The following is a 16,050-nucleotide window of genomic DNA, read 5'->3' as shown; positions in this document are numbered from 1 at the left end:
CGGCCCGCCCCCGAGCGGCACCTGGGGCGGGCCGGCCGGAGGCCGGTCATGGGCGTTCCGCGGCTGCTTCTTCCCGGACTGCCCGGATGGTGTGCGGCACTGCTATCAGCGCCAGCACGGCGATGGCGGCAGCGGCCGCAAAGACGTAAAAGCCCCAGGGGTAGGCAATGTTGGCAGCTACCAGCGTTCCGGTGACGGCGGGGCCCATGATGGCACCCAGCCGGCCCACGCCGGCGGCGAAACCCAGCGCGGTGGCTCGGAGGACTGCCGGGAACAGCTGGCTGACCCATGCATAAACCAGCACCTGCGCGCTGAACACGAACACGCCGGTGACAAAGACTGCCAGGTTGAGCAGCAGTTCACTTTGGATCTTGACGCTCAGGACCGCCAGGAAGAGCGCGGAGAGCCCGAACCACAGCAGCACCACCTTCTTGGTGCCGTGCTTGTCGGCCAGGATTCCCGCGATGACCAGGCCCACCACGGCGCCCACATTCAGGACCAGCAGGAGGACCAGGCCGGTGCTGACGGTGTACCCGGCGCCGGCCATCAGCTGCGGGAGCCAGGTGTTCAGGCCGTAGACCAGGAGCAGGCCCATGAAGGAAGCCGCCGCGATGGCCAGCGCCACCAGGGGGTAGGGCTTCCGGGCAAGGTCGCGGAAGCCTGTGCGGGCTGCGGCCGGTTCTTTTCCTTCCGCCCCTGAGGCAGCCGCTGAGGGAAGGGTCTCCGGGAGCTTGAACCACAGGAAGGGTGCCAGGGCAATGCCCGCCAGGCCGCCCACGATGAACATCATCCGCCAGTCCGGAATCAGCATCAGGGCAAGGAAGGCCGTGGCCACAGCGCCTACGTGGTAGCCGGTCATGGTCCGGGTGGTCGATTTTCCGGCGGTGCCTGCCGGAGCGTAGTCGTTCATGTAGGCCAGGGCGGCCGGAAGGCAGGCGCCCAGCCCCAGCCCGGCAAGGAGGCGGAAGGCGCAGAACACCGCAACGTTGGGCGCGAACACCACGGCGATGGTGAAGATCGAAAACCACAGGACGCAGGCCACCAGGAGGCGGCGCCGGCCAAAGCGGTCAGACAGCGGGGCAATGAACAGGGCACCGGCGCCAACGCCGACCAGCGAGATGGTGGCGGCCCACGTGGCGCCCACCGCATCGAAGCCAAGCTCATGGGTCTTGATCAGCGTGGGGATGACGGTACCCAAGACCACCAGGTCAAAGCCGTCAAGGACCATCGCCAGCCAGCAGAGCCAGACTGGCCACTTTGAACGGTGCTGAGTGGGCGCAAGTGACATAGAAATACCTCGGTGTATCTTCCAGGAGTTGAGCGGCAGGCTTCGCCGGGGAGGATCGGGCAGCATCGCCCACATCCCCAGTGAGGTTTGTATCACTAGGAGGTGTAATCTGGGACAACTTTTCCCATTGAACGGAAGAAGGTGCTTGCGCTGGCCAACTCGAAATCCGGCGACTCGGTAGTGGACCGGATCGTGCGGCTGATTTCCGCGTTCCCGCAGGACGTCAGTGCCCTGCAGCTGAGCGACCTCGCCCAGCGCGCCGGCCTGCCGCTCACCACCACGCACCGCCTGGTGGGCCAGCTTGCCGCCCACGGGCTGCTTGAGGCGGCGCCGGGCGGCATGGTCCGGCCCGGGGTCCGGTTGTGGGAGCTGGTGAACCGTACTTCCCCCACCCTCGCCCTGCGCCAGGCGGCCATGCCGTTCATGGAGGACATCCAGCAGGTCCTGCACCAAAATGTGAACCTGGCCGTGCTGGACGGCTGGGAGGCGCTGTTCGTGGAGCGGCTCTCCAGGCGGGGCTCGGTGGCCAACCGCGCCCAGGTGGCAGGAAGGATGCCGGTGCACATCTCGTCCGCGGGGCTGGCGCTGATGGCCCACCAGGACAAGATGGTGCAGGAGGAGTACCTCGGGCGCTTTACCGACCCGGAAGGAAAAGTCGCCGCGGATACCGTCCGGGCACTGTTGGCCGAAACTTCCCGCCAGGGCTTCGCCCAGCTCAAGGGCGTGGTGGATCCGGATACCTGGGGCATAGCCGTTCCGGTCCTGAACCGCAGGCAGCGTGCTGTGGCGTCGCTCGGCGTCGTGGTTCCCCTCCGTGAGATGCGCCTGCAGGCGCTGGTGCCCGCGCTGCAGACCGCCGCACGTGGCATCGCCCGGCAGATGGCAGACTCCTGATCCATTCAACGGAATAGGTGTAACGGGGCTCACCACCCGGCGCCCACACTGGTTGGCAGAAGAACCGACCCGGTGCCGCCCAGGCGGGGCCCGCAATGAAGCGAGGACAGAACATGGCACGAAAAATCATCACCACCCAGGTGGCCATCATGGGCGGCGGTCCCGCCGGACTCATGCTCTCCCACTTGCTGGCCAAGGCAGGCATCGACTCGACCGTGGTCGAGATCCGCAGCCACGAGCAAATCGCCCACACGGTCAGGGCCGGCATCCTGGAGCACGGCACCGTCAACCTGCTGGTGGACAGCGGTGTCTCGGACCGTGTGCTGCGCGACGGGGACCGGCACGACGGGATTGAGCTGCGCTTCAATGGCGAGAGCCACCGCATCGACTTCAAGGACCTGGTGGGGGAGTCCGTGTGGCTGTACCCGCAAACGGATGTGTTCCTGGACCTCGCCGCGCGCCGGAAGGACGACGGCGGCGACGTCCGCTACAGCGTCAGCGACACCTCGGTGCACGACCTCGAGGGCAAGCCGAAGGTCTGGTTCACCGACGCCGACGGGGTTGAGTACGAGATCCAGGCGGACTTCCTTGTAGGTGCGGACGGCTCCCGCAGCCACTGCCGCACCCAGATCCCGGAAGCCAAGCGCAAGCGGTACTTCCATGAATACCCCTTCGCCTGGTTTGGCATCCTGGCCGAGGCGCCGCGCAGCTCGGATGAACTGATCTACGCCAACTCGGCCAACGGCTTCGCGCTGATCAGCCAGCGCACCGAGACTGTGCAGCGGATGTACTTCCAGTGCGACCCCAAGGAAAACGTGGCCGACTGGGATGACGGCCGGATCTGGGCCGAGTTCCGCAGCCGGGTCAACGGCAACGGCTTCGAGCTCAAGGAAGGGCCCGTCCTGGAAAAGATGGTCCTGCCGTTCCGCAGCTTCGTTCAAACCCCCATGCGGCACGGCAACCTGTTCCTGGCCGGCGACGCCGCACACACCGTCCCGCCCACCGGTGCCAAGGGCCTCAACCTGGCCATCAACGACGTCAAGGTCCTCTTCGAAGGCCTCGACAGCCACTACAACTCCGGCTCTGATGCGCTCCTGGAGACCTACAGCGACCGCGCCCTGGACCGGGTGTGGAAGGCGCAGCAGTTCTCCTACTGGATGACCACCATGCTGCACACCCCCGCCGACGCCGACGACTTCTCCCGCGCCCGCCAGCTCGGGGAACTGAACTCCGTGGTCTCCTCCCGGCACGGCAGGGCCTACCTCGCCGAAGCCTATACAGGCTGGCCCACCGCCCCTTCCTAAGCCAGGGGAGAATTCCGACGGCGGGGCTGCCAGTTAGTCTTACGGCGCCAGCAGCCGCCGGACCGCCGAAGCGATCACTGCAGCGTCCGGAGCATCGTCCCGCCGGACGGTCAGCAGATGGAGCAGGACGCCGTCGCCGTAGTCGGCCACATCCCGGGCCCTGGCCCCCGCGTCCTGTACTCCCAGCGCGGCCAGGGCCTGCTCCAGCCCGCCCACCAGCCGGAAATGGCCGGCGGTCACCGATTCGGGCTTGTCCAGGGAGAGGGCCAGCCGGGCGCGGGTCAGCCCCGCATGCCGTCCGGCAAGTGCCAGGACCAGCGAGGCCAACTGGTTTGCCAGTTCCTCAACGCTGCGGGGCGGGCCGGCCGGCCCCTGCTCGGCCAGGAGCGCTGCGTCCAGTTCCAGCAGCCGCTCCAGCACTGCCGCAACCAGTGTGGCGCGGCTCCGGTAGTAGTTCGAGGTGGTTCCCTCGGCCACCCGGGCTGCGGCGTCAACTGCCCGGTGGGTGAGGCCCTTCATCCCCCTGTCCGCCACCACAGCCAGGGCGGCATCAAGCAGTTGGTTGCGGCGGTCCGGCATGCGTTCAGTGTAGTGGGACGCCCTTCCCATCCACTACAAAAGTAGTAAAATATGGTGCATGGAAACGATCACGATCGTTGGTGGCGGAATCGCCGGGCTCGCCCTCGCCGCGGCGTTGGATACCAGCCGTTTCCAGGTGACCGTCCATGAGAAACGCCCGGAACTGCCCACCGTGGGCAACGCGCTGGGCATGTGGCCACACGCCCAGCGGGCGCTGGCGCGGCTCGGAATCCTGGATGAGGCACGGGCGGTCAGCCCTGTGCTCGGCAGCGGCTCGGTCCGCAACGCCCAGGGGGAGCCGTGGGTGACCGTCGATGCGGGCGGGATGTTCGGCATTTCCCGGATTGACCTGATCCGGCTGCTGGATGAAGCCGTGCCCGCAACCGTCCGCAGGGTCACGGACACGGTGCAGGCAGTCCCCGCGGACGGCAGCCTGGTGGTAGGCGCCGACGGTGTCCACAGCATGGTCCGACGTGCGGCTTGGGGCGGGGCCACCCAAGCTCGCCTCACGCCGTACCTTGCCCTCCGCGGCACCCTTCCCACTCCAGTCGAACCGGATGAGGTAGGCGAATACTGGGGCCGCGGCGACCTGTTCGGGATGGCCGCCGCCCGGGGAGGCTCCTTTTGGTATGCGAGTTACCGGTCCGAACTCGGCCCCTACGGGATAGATCCCGCGTTAGTCCTCGAGCAGGCAAGGGCTCGCTTCACCAACCACGCCCCTGCCGTCCGGCGCACGCTTGCCGCAGCCACGCCGGAGGAATGCCTGGTCCAGCGCCTGTGGACGGTTCCGCGCCTTGGCTCCTACGTCAGCGGCAGGAGGGTGCTCATTGGAGACGCCGCGCACGCCATGATGCCCACGCTGGGCCGCGGGGCCTGCGAATCGCTGGTGGACGCGGTCACGCTTGCAGACCTCCTCAATACCCTGCCCGAGAACCAGGCGCTGCGGGCCTACAACCGGCAGCGGAGGCTGCGCACCCGTGCCGTGAGCGTGGCCTCGTCAGCGCTGGGACGGATTGCGCTCGCCGACCGTGCCCAGCCGCTGCGGGACCGGGTGCTCAACCTCGCCCGACGGCGGAACGCACGGGCCGCCGTCGGCAGCACCTCCGGCGGTTGATCAGCGGACGGCAGCGGCCGGACGCGTAGCGTCATCTTCACCCGGCGCTTGGGTGCCCGGGGCTCCCGGGCCGGGGGCTTGCGATGCGGAAGGCAGCGTTGGCAGGGGTTTCTTGGTCTTGCGCCGCCCGGTCCTGCCGTACACCAGGTACATGGTCACGCCCGTGATGACCATGAGGAGCACCGTGTAAACGAAGGTGTTGGCGATTCCCTCGGTGCCCTCGGCGCCGTCGGTATTGGCCTTGATGACCAGGCCCAATGGCTGCACCAGCGGGTGGGCCAGGAAGATGGCGGTGTCGTAGTCGTCGAGCAGGCTGTTGAAGTTCAAGGCTGTGATGGCTGCCGCTGCCGGGAGCACCAGCGGCAGGAGGATCCGCCTGAAAACGTACAGGGTCTTGGCGCCCATGATGGCTGCGGCCTCTTCCAGCGAGGAGTTCACGGAGGCAAAGGATGCCTTGAGCATCCGGAGGGTGAACGGGATCTTCACCGTGACGAAGGCGATGAGCAGAATCACCGTCGTTCCGGTCAGGACCGTACCTCCCACCAGCGGACTGGGATGGTCGTAACTGACAATCAGGCCCAGGGCCAGAAGGGCGGAGGGCAGGATCCACGGGATGTGCAGCAGATATTCGAAGGTTGAGGCCAGCCAGTTTTTGTATTTTTGCAGCAGCCGGGCCACGAAAAGGAGTCCACCGACGGCGATGACCGCTGCCAGGGCGCTGTACACCACGCTGACGATGAACGGACGGATGCCCGACTGCTGGGTAAGGACGCGGCCGTAGTTGTCCAGTGTCAGGTTGGCCAGCGAGAGTTGTCCCGTCTGGATGGCGGCGCCGTCGGCAAACGAGTACAGCACGATCAGCACGACCGGGAGAGTGTAGACGGCAAAGAGGAGGTAGGCCACGCCGTGCACGGCCAGGTTGGCTGTGCGATTGGTGATCTCCTGCTTCTGGAGCTCGGAAGACACCTTCGACACGGAAAAGTAGGTGCCGCCCTTTTCGAGGCGGGACATCACGGCGAGCATCAGCATGGTGGCCAGACCCAGGATCACGGCCAGCAGCGCCGCCAGGTCGCGCGAGGTGGGGCTGTTGGTGAATGTCAGGATCATCGGCGTGATGGTCTGGAAGTCACGGCCGCCCAGCACTTGTGGAGCGCTCAACGCGCCCAGGCCCGTGAGGAACGACAGGATGGTGACGGCGAACAGCGTAGGTTTGAGCATCGGCAGGACGATGCGCCGCAGGATGGTCCACGTCGAGGCGCCAAGATTCCGCGCCGCCTCGATGGTCTGGTAGTCGATGCCCTTGAGCGCGTTGGCCACGAATAGCATGTGGTTGGTGGTGGTTGCAAAGGTCATGACCACCAGGACGGCGAAGAACCCGGAGAACCAGTTCGGGTCCATCCCGGGGATCAGCCTGACCAGCAGCGAGGTGACGATGCCCTTGTCCCCGTAGATGAACTTGTAGCCCGCCGCCAGCACTATGCCGCCGTAGATGAAGGTGGAGGCATACCCCAGGAAGAGGATCCTGGAGCCGCGGATCCGGAAGTAGTGCGTGACCAGGACGATGAAGACCCCCACCGCGTTGACGGTGATGGACAGAGCTACGGCCAGGAGAAAGCTGTTGCCCAGTGCCTTCATTGCCCGCTGGGAGGAAAATAGCTTTTCCGCCGCGCGGCCCGAAAAACTGCCGTCAGGAAAGAACGTGGCCATCAGGATGTTGACGTTGGGCCATACCAGGAACGCGGCAATAAACCACGTGAGGACTACTCCAACCACCAGGACGAAGGGGGAACGAACCATGCCGCGGACTGTGGTGCTGCCGCTCATGGCAGGGCAACCGCCTGGTCCTGTTCCAGCGAAACACCAGTGTCTGGTTGGTACTGGAGGATGTGCTCCGGCCGGAGGTAAATGGTTGTACTGGTACCGGCGTCGGGGTGGGCGCCGCCGTCTTCCCGGACCAGGAGGCGTATGTCCGCGCCGTGGCTGCGGACCACATAGCGACTGTGCAGGCCGTGGTAGGTGCGTGAGACCACGGTGGCGGGAAGTCCGACGGCGCTCCCTCCGTCCCCAGGCCGGTCCAGTGAGGCTTTTTCCACGCGCAGGTACGACCTGGCGTCCGTGCTAAGGGCGGCTCCCGAGTGCCGGTTCACTTCTGCGACAAATTCCGGCGTCAGCGTGGAGCTGTCGCCGATGAAGTTGCAGACGAACTCGGTGGCGGCATGGTCGTAGATTTCCTGAGGGGTGCCGACCTGCTCCACGACGCCCTTATTGAACACGGCGACGCGGTCACTCATGGCCAGCGCCTCGTCCTGGTCATGAGTGACGTAGACAGTGGTGATTCCGAACTCGCTCTGCAGGTCCTTGAGCTGCTGGCGCAACTGGTGGCGGAGTTTGGCGTCCAGGTTGGACAGAGGCTCGTCCAGCAGCAGGATCTTTGGTCGCAGCACCAGGGCACGCGCAACGGCCACCCGCTGCTGCTGGCCTCCGGAAAGTTCGGATACATTTTTCGTGAGCTGCTCGTCGCTGAGCTCCACCCGCCGTGCAATATCCCGGACAAGGCGGTCACTGTCCGCCGATTTTTCCTTCCGCACCCGGAGCCCGAAGGCGATGTTCTCCCACACGCTCATGCTGGGGAACAGGGCATAGTTCTGGAACACCATGCCTACCTGCCGCTTGTCGCTTGGGAGGCGGGTCACGTCCTTCCCGTCCACCCGGACGGTACCCCTGGCCGGCTGGATGAAGCCGGCCAGGGTGCGCAGCGCCGTCGTCTTTCCGCAACCGGAGGGCCCCAGGAGGGTGAAGAACTCGCCGGGGCGGACATGCAGGTCCAGGTGCGGAATGGCGGTGAAATCGCCAAAGGTAACTTCGATGTTTTCCAAGCGGATCATGGCAAACCTGTCTGATGGAACGCGGGGACGGCGGCTGGTAGATCGTGTTACGTCATGTACTCAAGTTCGATCTTCTCCACCCAGGCGCCCATGTTTTTCTGGACGAAGCCCCAGTCGATGTCCTGCTGTTTGAGGCCTGCAAAGAAGTTCACAACATCAGGGTTGGCCTTTGCCTGGGCGCCCTTATTGACCGGCATGGCGTTGAACTTCTGCGCGAACTCGCCCTGGACCTCAGCGCTCCCGAACCAGTCAATGAATTTCTGCGCCTGTTCCTTTTTCTTGGTCCCCTTCACCAGAGCTATCTGCTCCACGGCAAGCGGAACACCCACGGAAGGGATGACCGTGTCCACGTTCACTTTGAAGGACTTTTCACGGTCGGCGATGATCGAGGACGGCATCTGGCCCATGTCCACCTCGCCCGAAGCGATGCGGGCAAAGAGGTCGGTCTTGGCGACGGCGGGGCTGCCGTTCTTGAAGTACTGCTCAACCTGCTTCCACCCGTCGTCGGAAATCCCCAGATCGCCGGAGTCGTCCCGGTACCGGGAGAGAATGCCGGCGAAGACCAGCTGCGCGGTGGCAGTGCCCATGCCGGTGACCCGTTCATAGCGGCTCTTGAATTCGTCCTTGGTCCAGAGGTCCGTCCAGTCCTTTGGTGCGGCGTCCTTGGCGATCTTGTCCGAGTTGTAGCCAAGGAGGATGGCCTGCTTCACCAGGGGCCAGTACGTCTCACCGTCACCCAGGCCCTTGTCCACGTCACCGGCCCATGTGGGCTGGTAGCTCTCCAGCGCGCCTTCGTTCTTGATCTGCGAGAAGTACATGTTGTTTAGGCCGAAGGCGACGTCCGCGATGGGATTGTTCTTTTCGGCAATGAGCTTGTTGGTGGCATCGGCGCCCCCGGCCCCCACGATCTCGATCTTGAACCCGGCCTCGGCAGCCTTGGCGGCCAGCCAGTCCCCCCGGCCTTCGCCGTTGGAGTTGGTGTAGATGACCAGGGTGTCACCGGACGCACCTGCCTGCGTTCCGGAAGCTTCACCGGTTGATGCCGGCTGGGTGGAAGCACCACCGCATCCGGCGAGAAGGGTGGCGGCGACGGCGGCGGCAACCAAAGTCTGCATTTTACGCACGATCAGGACTCATTTCTGGACTGGAATCGGAGCATGTCCGCACAGCCTATAGCCGGGCATGACGAAAACCGGGCTGTTATAGCTATCGATTCGATAAACAGCCCGGCTGCTCACTTTGAACCAGTCAGGGAAACAGTGGGGTCCGTGAGGGTGAACTGAGGGCGAACTTAGTCCTGTGACGGAGCCGCGCGGTACACCGGCAGTTAGGCCATGGCGGTCTGGGCGGCGCTGTGGGCGTTAATGGTTTTGGCGTAGCAGGAAGAGTGTTCCACCCCGACGTAGGGTCCGAAGTTCGGGATCGCCTCGAAGCCGGAGTTCCGGTAGAAGTTGCGGCCGTCCGGCTGGGCGGAGCCAGCCTCCGCCTTGATCCGCGTGATGCCTTGCCTGTAAGCCTCCGCCTCAAGTGCGGCCAGGATTGAGCTGGCAACCCCGGAACCGCGGGTGTACGGCAGTACATAAAGGCGCTTGATTTCGGCCGTAGATGCATCCAGGAGCCGCAAACCGCCGCAGCCGACGGGTTGACCTGAACCTTTGTCATACGCCACGAGGAACACTGCGCAGTCGGCGCCCGACGGCGGCAGGCCGGGTTCGTGGTCAGGGCGGCCAAAGCGGGCGTCCAGTTCGGCCTGCTGGGCGCGGCGCAGGTCCGCACCTACGGGGTTGGACCAGGGGACCTGACGGATGTTCAGCCGGGGGTTGGTCTGCATAACTGCCTCGATTCGCCGGAGGGGTATGCCTGATAAGGCTAGGCGGGCGCGGTTACGCGGGTGTTTCCTGCCGGTTAGGGCCTGGATAACGGGTGTGGGAGGCGGCACTGCACTTTACTTGGCAGGCTAGTTATCAGCTGGTCTAGAATGATGGCATGGTTTCTACGGGCAACGAAGGATCCGGCTACTGGTATGGGCCCGACGGCCAGCTGGACTACAGTGCAGCGGTGTTGACGTCACTCCGGGACTACCGGGCGGCCGAAACGGAAATCCGCCGCAGCACCAGGGACTCCATGGGCATGGGGGAAACGGACATCCTTGCCCTGCGGTACCTGCTGAGGGTCCAGGCGTCGGGCAAGCAGGTTGTCCCGAAGGATCTCAGCCAGTTCCTCAATATTACTAGCGCCTCCACCACCTCGCTCATCGACAGGCTGGTGGCCAGTGGGCATGTCCGCCGCGAGCCGCATCCCTCCGACCGCCGCTCGGTGGTGGTCGTGCCGACGGTCGAGTCCGACAAAGAGGTGCGCGAAACCCTCGGCGCCATGCATCAGCGGATGATGTCCGTGGCGGAGAGCCTCACTGCGGACGAAGCGCGTGTTGTCGTGGATTTCCTCCAGCGCATGACCGAGTCCCTTCAGGTGCATGAAAACGAGGAATTAAAAGTTCACTAGGCTGACTAGCTAGTTCAGCTAGTGATATGTATGCTTACGAATGTTCCTGAAGTTGCTTCCAACGGAGTCGTGAGTGTCTTGGTTACCTACACCGAAGTTTCACCGCCTGAGCCTCGCCTGGGCCCTCTAATCCCTGACAACCACGCCGGCCTCCCGGACAGCCACACGGACCTGACCCGATCTACCCTGGACGGCACCACTGCGCCGCAGGGCGGACGCGTGGTCCACTGCGGCACTCCCATGCAGCTCGTGACGCCGGCAGTTGGCTTGGAAGCAGCGAGCTATACCTTCGCACCCGCCGACGCCGTCGGTACTGAGCTTCCGCCCGTTTGGCGCTGCGGCTGTGGGTTTCAGCTCGATGCCTGGTCCGCCGGTCCCCGCCGGGGACACGCGTCAGTGGTTTCCCCCGTATGAGGCTCCTGGACACAGAACTTGCTGCGCCGCTCCCTGTTCGTGCCGAGGGTGTCGTTGCCGGGCGCTGGCAGCTTCGGGAACGCCTGGGCCGCGGGTCCGCTGCCGAAGTTTTCCGGGCCGTAGACCCGGAAGGCGGTCCCGATGTTGCAGTCAAGATCGCCGCTGCCAACGGCCGGAAGCAGCACCAGCGCATCCAGAACGAAGCCACCGTCCTGGCTGGGCTCAACCACCCGTCCATTGTGCGGCTTCTTGCCCAGGGTGTTATGTCCCAGGGTGGTACCTACGCCGGGCGTCCCTTCCTGGTGGAGGAGCTGGCTCTGGGAACAAACATGGCCGAAACCATACGGCTGCAGAGCCCGCAATCAGGTGACGTAGCACGTTGGGCGCGCGGCCTTTTCGAAGCGCTCGCCCACCTTCACACCAGCGGCCTTGTGCACCGTGACATCAAACCGGCAAACCTGATGCTGAGCGGCCTGCGGAGAAGTCCCGTCCGGATCGTTGACTTTGGGATCGCAGCGGCGGCCGGGGCGGCTCCCGAGCCCGGGATTTCCTCCGGAACCGTGCATTACATGAGCCCGGAGCAAGCAGCCGGCGGGGCAGCGGAGCCGTCCTGGGACGTGTATGCCATGGGGCTGGTCCTGCTGGAACTGCTCACCGGCACCAAGGCGTTTCCCGGTACCGCCATCGAATCCCTCGTGGCCCGCACCTTGCGCTCGCCCGAGATCCCGGATTCCTTGGGTGACTGGGCTGTCCTGCTGCGTTCCCTGACGGCGATGGATCCCAGGGAACGCCCGACGGCGGCAGTCGCCGCGGCGATGGCGTCCCGGTTGATTCCGTCGGCATCGCCTTCCAGCCAAGGTTTCCAGCGCACGCTGCACAGCCCAAAGAGTCAGTGGGGCCGGCGCGGCGAGGCAGTTGCGGGGACGGGCCCGGCGACGCGCCCGTTCCCTCTCCGGCGCGACCGGCAGCAGGCCTAGGGAGCCGCTACGTCCCGGCCGGTGGGATCCCCGGCCGTTGGGTCTGCCAAGGCAAGACCGCCCACCGGACTTCCGTCCCAATGGATCAGGGTCCAGCCGGCAGCCAAGTCACCCTCCAGGGCAACGATCCCGGTGTTGGCCAGGACATGCCGTGCTGCGAACTCGTGGTCTGCGCCCTCGGCCCGACGTCCTGCCCAGGTGCGGATGGCAGCTCCGTGGCTGACCACGGCGACCGTGCCGTGCTGCTGCCGCTCCGCCCGTTCCACCACCTGCGCGATGGCAGCGTCGAACCGTTCGAAGAAGGCGTGGCCGTCCGGGCCTGCAGGCATGCGGCGGTCCAGGTCACCGGCGGCCCAGGAGATCACCGTCCCCATATAGCGTTTGTGGGCTTCGTGGTCGGTCAGCTTCTCCAGTGAGCCGGCCTCAATTTCGTGCAGCCCGTCCAGGACCTCCACATCGAGGGTGTGCAGCCGGGCCAGCGGGGCGGCGGTGATCTGCGTCCTGACCAGGGTGGAGGCGTAGAGTGCCCCGATGCGTTCGTTGGCCAGGGCCCGCGCCATGGCTTCCGCCTGGCGTTCGCCCAGTTCGGTCAGACCGGGCCCGGGGTGGTCGGTATCCAGTTGGCCCAGCACATTGCCGGGGGTTTCGCCATGGCGGATCAGGAGCAACTTCATGTTTCCCAGTTTCCCACCTGAACCCTTCCGGACGTGCGGCGGCAGCGGTGTTGCCCTGCCGGGTGCAAGGAAGAAGGCGCCGGGCCTCGTCGAAGCCCGGCGCCGCCGTCGTACGTTCCTGCCCTGCGTGCGGGCTTATTTCAGGTGGTCCACCAGCTGGTCCGCGATGCCGGTGTACTTGCCGGGAGTGAGGGCCAGGAGGCGTGCCTCAGCCTCGGGGGAGAGGCCCAGGCCCTGCACAAACTCCTGCATGCGGGCGGCATCCACGCGGTGGCCGCGGGTCAGGTCCTTGAGGCGCTCGTACGGGTTCTCCATGCCTTCGACGCCGGCAATCGCCTCGGCGCGCATGACCATCTGGATTGCCTCGCCCAGGACCTCCCAGTTCGTGTCGAGGTCCGCGGCGAGGACATCCCCGGCCACGTCCAGCCGGTCAAGGCCCTTGGCGACGTTGGAGATAGCCAGCAGGGAGTGGCCGAAGGCCACGCCGATGTTGCGCTGGCTGGAGGAGTCGGTGAGGTCGCGCTGCCAGCGGGAGGTCACCAGGGTGGAGCCCAGGACATCCAGCAGGCCGGAGGAGATCTCCAGGTTGGCCTCGGCGTTTTCGAAGCGGATGGGGTTGACCTTGTGCGGCATGGTGGACGAACCCGTTGCGCCGGCCACCGGGATCTGCGCGAAGTAACCAATGGAGATGTAGCTCCAGATGTCCGTGCAGACGTTGTGCAGGATGCGGTTGAAGCGCGCAACGTCGGCGTACAGCTCTGCCTGCCAGTCGTGGCTCTCGATCTGCGTGGTCAGCGGGTTCCAGGTGAGGCCAAGTCCCTCGACGAACGACTTGGAGACCTGCTGCCAGTCGGCGCCGGGAACCGAGGCCACATGGGCTGCATAGGTGCCGGTGGCGCCGTTGATCTTGCCCAGGTATTCGGTCTTGGCGATCCGGTCCAGCTGCCGGGTCAGGCGGTGTGCGATGACGGCCAGTTCCTTGCCCAAGGTGGTGGGCGTGGCGGGCTGGCCGTGCGTGCGGGACAGCATGGGCACGGCACGGTTGTCTTCGGCCATCTTGCTGATCTGGCCCACCAGGGCGCGTGCGGCCGGCAGCCACACGTCCTCCACAGCACCCTTGACTCCCAGGGCGTAGGAGAGGTTGTTGATGTCCTCGGACGTGCAGCCGAAGTGGACCATGGCGGTCAGGTTTTCGATGCCGATCGCGGGGAGGCGGCGTCCGATGTAGTACTCCACGGCCTTCACATCGTGGACGGTGACGGCCTCGATCTCGGCCAGCTCTGCCACGGACGCGGCATCAAATTCGGTGACGATGGCACGGAGCTGCTGTTGCTGTTCCGCGCTCAGGGGTCCCGCGCCGGGAAGCACATTGTTGCTGGTCAGGTGGATGAGCCATTCCACTTCGACGGCCACGCGGTCGCGGTTCAGCGCGGCCTCGGACAGGTAGTCAACGAGGGGTGCGACGGCGGACTGGTAGCGGCCGTCCAGGGGACCGAGCGCGATTTTTTCCGGTGACGCGGCGAGGGCCAGGCGTCCTGAGGGCGTGCGGGTATCAGCTGTGGCGGCAGTTTCAGGCATGTGCTGATTCTTTCACGAAGTCCGGCGCCGCCTTAAGCGCGTTCCTCACGTTACTTGTCCACATAGCCGACGGCGGCGCTTACCCGGGCAGGCAAGCGTCCCTAGCGTTGGAAGCGGCAAGGTTGGGGCGGGATCATCTGGCCAGGGAGACCGGGACGGGAAGCAGCATGGGGAACGAACTGATGGACGGGATCTGGGGCAGCGGGCTGGGTGTCAGCCTGGAAGTCCAAGAGGTGGGCAGGAGGGTGGCGCAGTGCTCGGAAAGTGCTGAAGGGGTGCTCTCGGGATTCCAGGACATCCAGCTGTTGGACTGGCAGTCGCCAGCGGGACAGGCCTACCGGGATTCTGTCGCCTTGCAGGCGGTGGCGGTGCGAAGGGCGCTGGACCGGGTCCGGGAGGCTTCTGCCGCGGTGGCAGCACATGCCCGCGCTGCACTGACCTCAGAATGTTCGCCTGACGGCCGGTTCTGATGGCTGACGCAACGCCATCCGGAACGGGAGGACCTATCCGGGTTTTGCCGCCACTTCCGGACGGCAACCTTACAGTCTCCGGCGGGGTGGGCGGCATTACGGTCCAGCTGGAGGAGTTGGAGGTGGGAGCCCGAAAGCTCGATCGGCTCGCCGAGCGTCTTGCCGCCATCGAATCCGGGCTTTTCACCGCATGGCAGGAACTCGGTGCGCACCAGAACCGCCCGCGCACTACGGGAACTGCCGCCCTCATTGCCGTGTGGGAAGCGAAGGATGCCGTCCAGGAAGTCTGCCTGGAACTGCAGCGGATCAGCGGCCAAGTGCGCAGCTGCAGGCGGGAGTATGAGATTGCCGAATCTGCTGCCCACCTGAAGTGGAGGCTGGGTCTGTCGGATCCCGACGTGGAGCTCCAGAAGCACGTGGACTTCTGGCGGACGGGATTCCTGAACGGGGATGCCACGGAAATGCTCGTGGCAGACGCCGTCATCCTCCTCCCCGCGATCAAGCCCGCGGTTGAAGAAAATATCCCCTCACTGCGCACAGGCCCGGTAACGGCCACACAGGAAGAAAGTCTGCCCATCGATTTCGACGCCAGCCCGGGCGGGCTGCTTGAACGGGTACGGCTGATTGAGGCACGCGGCAGCGGCTACATCGAGGTTATCGAGGTGGACGCCGGAGGCAGGAAGGCCTACGTTGTGGTGGTTCCCGGAACCCAGGTCAACGAATCCGATGGCGGCACCAATACCTTCGATCTGGGGGGCATCGCCGATGGCATGGGCGGCCGGTCCGAACGCGTGAATGCCGCCGTGATCCAGTCGCTGCGGGCGGCGGGCGCGGAACCGGGAGCGGATGTTGTTGCCGTTGGGTACAGCCAAGGCGGCATTCATGCCATGAACCTGGCGGCAGACGAGGCCTTCTTGAAGGAGTACCGGCTCAAATACGTCCTGACCGCCGGGTCGCCCGTTTCACGCATCATGCCTTCCCCCGATGTCAGCACCATGCACCTGGAGCACCGAACAGACTGGGTGCCCGGCAGCGACGGCTTGCCGAACCGCGACGCCAGGAACCAGGTCACGGTAACCATGACCAATGACCTTTACGTGCGGGGCGGAGAAGATGCCGGGCTGGGTCCCGGACACAGCCTCACGGGCTATCAGGAGGCGGCCCGGCAGGTGGGCGCCAGCAAAGACCCCTCACTGGTCCAGTCCACGGCGGTGCTTGGCAGTGTCCTCGGCGCCGGAGGTGCTGCGACTGCCACCCGCTTTGTGTTGTCCAAGACTCCGCCGCCCCCTGTTCCCAAGGACCGCAGGGACCCCTTTTCCGGGCGGCCGCAACCGGGTGCCCGGTAGGGCGCCGCCTGGTCCCGGAGGTGGA

At 65.5% G+C, this 16,050-nt stretch carries 15 protein-coding genes; 7 read left to right on the top strand and 8 right to left on the bottom strand.

What is annotated here, in order from left to right:
* Positions 1-46: 46 nt before the first annotated feature.
* Positions 47-1,288, bottom strand: coding sequence for an MFS transporter (locus tag LFT49_RS20550; RefSeq protein WP_236820830.1), 1,242 nt, complete (start codon positions 1,286-1,288; stop codon positions 47-49).
* A 150-nt stretch (positions 1,289-1,438) separates the two neighbouring features.
* Here LFT49_RS20550 and LFT49_RS20545 point away from each other — a divergent pair, with 150 nt between their 5' ends.
* Together LFT49_RS20545 and LFT49_RS20540 are read left to right on the top strand one after the other, a co-directional pair.
* Positions 1,439-2,182 carry an IclR family transcriptional regulator gene (locus LFT49_RS20545; RefSeq protein WP_237430568.1) on the top strand — a complete coding sequence of 248 codons (744 nt, stop codon included), beginning with the start codon at positions 1,439-1,441 and terminating at the stop codon, positions 2,180-2,182.
* Positions 2,183-2,295: 113 nt separating this feature from the next.
* Positions 2,296-3,486 (top strand): 4-hydroxybenzoate 3-monooxygenase, encoded by a 1,191-nt coding sequence (locus LFT49_RS20540; RefSeq protein ID WP_237429253.1) that lies wholly within the window; start codon positions 2,296-2,298, stop codon positions 3,484-3,486.
* Between the two features lie 39 nt (positions 3,487-3,525).
* Here LFT49_RS20540 and LFT49_RS20535 read toward each other — a convergent pair whose 3' ends face one another.
* Positions 3,526-4,065 carry a TetR/AcrR family transcriptional regulator gene (locus LFT49_RS20535; protein ID WP_236820828.1) on the bottom strand — a complete coding sequence of 180 codons (540 nt, stop codon included), beginning with the start codon at positions 4,063-4,065 and terminating at the stop codon, positions 3,526-3,528.
* 58 nt (positions 4,066-4,123) lie between these two features.
* Between LFT49_RS20535 and LFT49_RS20530 the strand changes: the two genes are divergently transcribed.
* Positions 4,124-5,179, top strand: coding sequence for an FAD-dependent monooxygenase (locus tag LFT49_RS20530; protein ID WP_237429252.1), 1,056 nt, complete (start codon positions 4,124-4,126; stop codon positions 5,177-5,179).
* On the opposite strand, the gene LFT49_RS20525 is transcribed toward LFT49_RS20530, so the two are convergent.
* The 4 genes from LFT49_RS20525 to LFT49_RS20510 all read right to left on the bottom strand — a co-directional run bounded on the left by LFT49_RS20525 (position 5,180) and on the right by LFT49_RS20510 (position 9,895).
* Positions 5,180-7,003: an ABC transporter permease gene (locus tag LFT49_RS20525; protein ID WP_237429251.1), complete on the bottom strand. Its 1,824-nt coding sequence runs from the start codon at positions 7,001-7,003 to the stop codon at positions 5,180-5,182.
* The gene (locus LFT49_RS20520; RefSeq protein ID WP_236800275.1) at positions 7,000-8,064 is read right to left on the bottom strand and encodes an ABC transporter ATP-binding protein; all 1,065 of its coding nucleotides are present in this window, start codon (positions 8,062-8,064) and stop codon (positions 7,000-7,002) included. The genes LFT49_RS20525 and LFT49_RS20520 overlap by 4 nt, the downstream gene beginning before the upstream one ends.
* A 47-nt stretch (positions 8,065-8,111) precedes the next feature.
* On the bottom strand, positions 8,112-9,188 hold the full coding sequence (locus tag LFT49_RS20515; protein ID WP_236800274.1) for an extracellular solute-binding protein: 1,077 nt from the start codon (positions 9,186-9,188) through the stop codon (positions 8,112-8,114).
* Between the two features lie 203 nt (positions 9,189-9,391).
* Positions 9,392-9,895 (bottom strand): GNAT family N-acetyltransferase, encoded by a 504-nt coding sequence (locus tag LFT49_RS20510; RefSeq protein ID WP_236800273.1) that lies wholly within the window; start codon positions 9,893-9,895, stop codon positions 9,392-9,394.
* A gap of 155 nt (positions 9,896-10,050) precedes the next feature.
* Here LFT49_RS20510 and LFT49_RS20505 point away from each other — a divergent pair, with 155 nt between their 5' ends.
* Positions 10,051-10,566 carry a MarR family winged helix-turn-helix transcriptional regulator gene (locus tag LFT49_RS20505; protein WP_237429250.1) on the top strand — a complete coding sequence of 172 codons (516 nt, stop codon included), beginning with the start codon at positions 10,051-10,053 and terminating at the stop codon, positions 10,564-10,566.
* A 410-nt stretch (positions 10,567-10,976) separates the two neighbouring features.
* Positions 10,977-11,957, top strand: coding sequence for a serine/threonine-protein kinase (locus LFT49_RS20500; RefSeq protein ID WP_237429249.1), 981 nt, complete (start codon positions 10,977-10,979; stop codon positions 11,955-11,957).
* On the opposite strand, the gene LFT49_RS20495 is transcribed toward LFT49_RS20500, so the two are convergent.
* Positions 11,954-12,631, bottom strand: coding sequence for a histidine phosphatase family protein (locus LFT49_RS20495; RefSeq protein ID WP_236820821.1), 678 nt, complete (start codon positions 12,629-12,631; stop codon positions 11,954-11,956). The genes LFT49_RS20500 and LFT49_RS20495 overlap by 4 nt on opposite strands.
* 135 nt (positions 12,632-12,766) lie before the next feature.
* Positions 12,767-14,209, bottom strand: a complete 1,443-nt coding sequence (gene purB, locus LFT49_RS20490; protein ID WP_236800269.1) for an adenylosuccinate lyase — start codon at positions 14,207-14,209, stop codon at positions 12,767-12,769.
* A 167-nt stretch (positions 14,210-14,376) separates the two neighbouring features.
* On the opposite strand from purB, the gene LFT49_RS20485 reads away from it, so the two are divergent.
* Positions 14,377-14,679, top strand: coding sequence for a hypothetical protein (locus LFT49_RS20485; RefSeq protein WP_237429248.1), 303 nt, complete (start codon positions 14,377-14,379; stop codon positions 14,677-14,679).
* Positions 14,680-14,723: 44 nt separating this feature from the next.
* A complete protein-coding gene (locus LFT49_RS20480; protein ID WP_237429247.1) occupies positions 14,724-16,025 on the top strand; it encodes a hypothetical protein in 1,302 nt (433 codons plus the stop codon).
* Positions 16,026-16,050: the final 25 nt, after the last annotated feature.

This window comes from Arthrobacter sp. FW306-06-A (genome assembly GCF_021870055.1).
Taxonomy (GTDB): Bacteria; Actinomycetota; Actinomycetes; order Actinomycetales; family Micrococcaceae; genus Arthrobacter.
The sequence above is the reverse complement of the archived record's forward strand: the minus strand, read 5'-3'. Positions and strand labels throughout refer to the sequence as shown.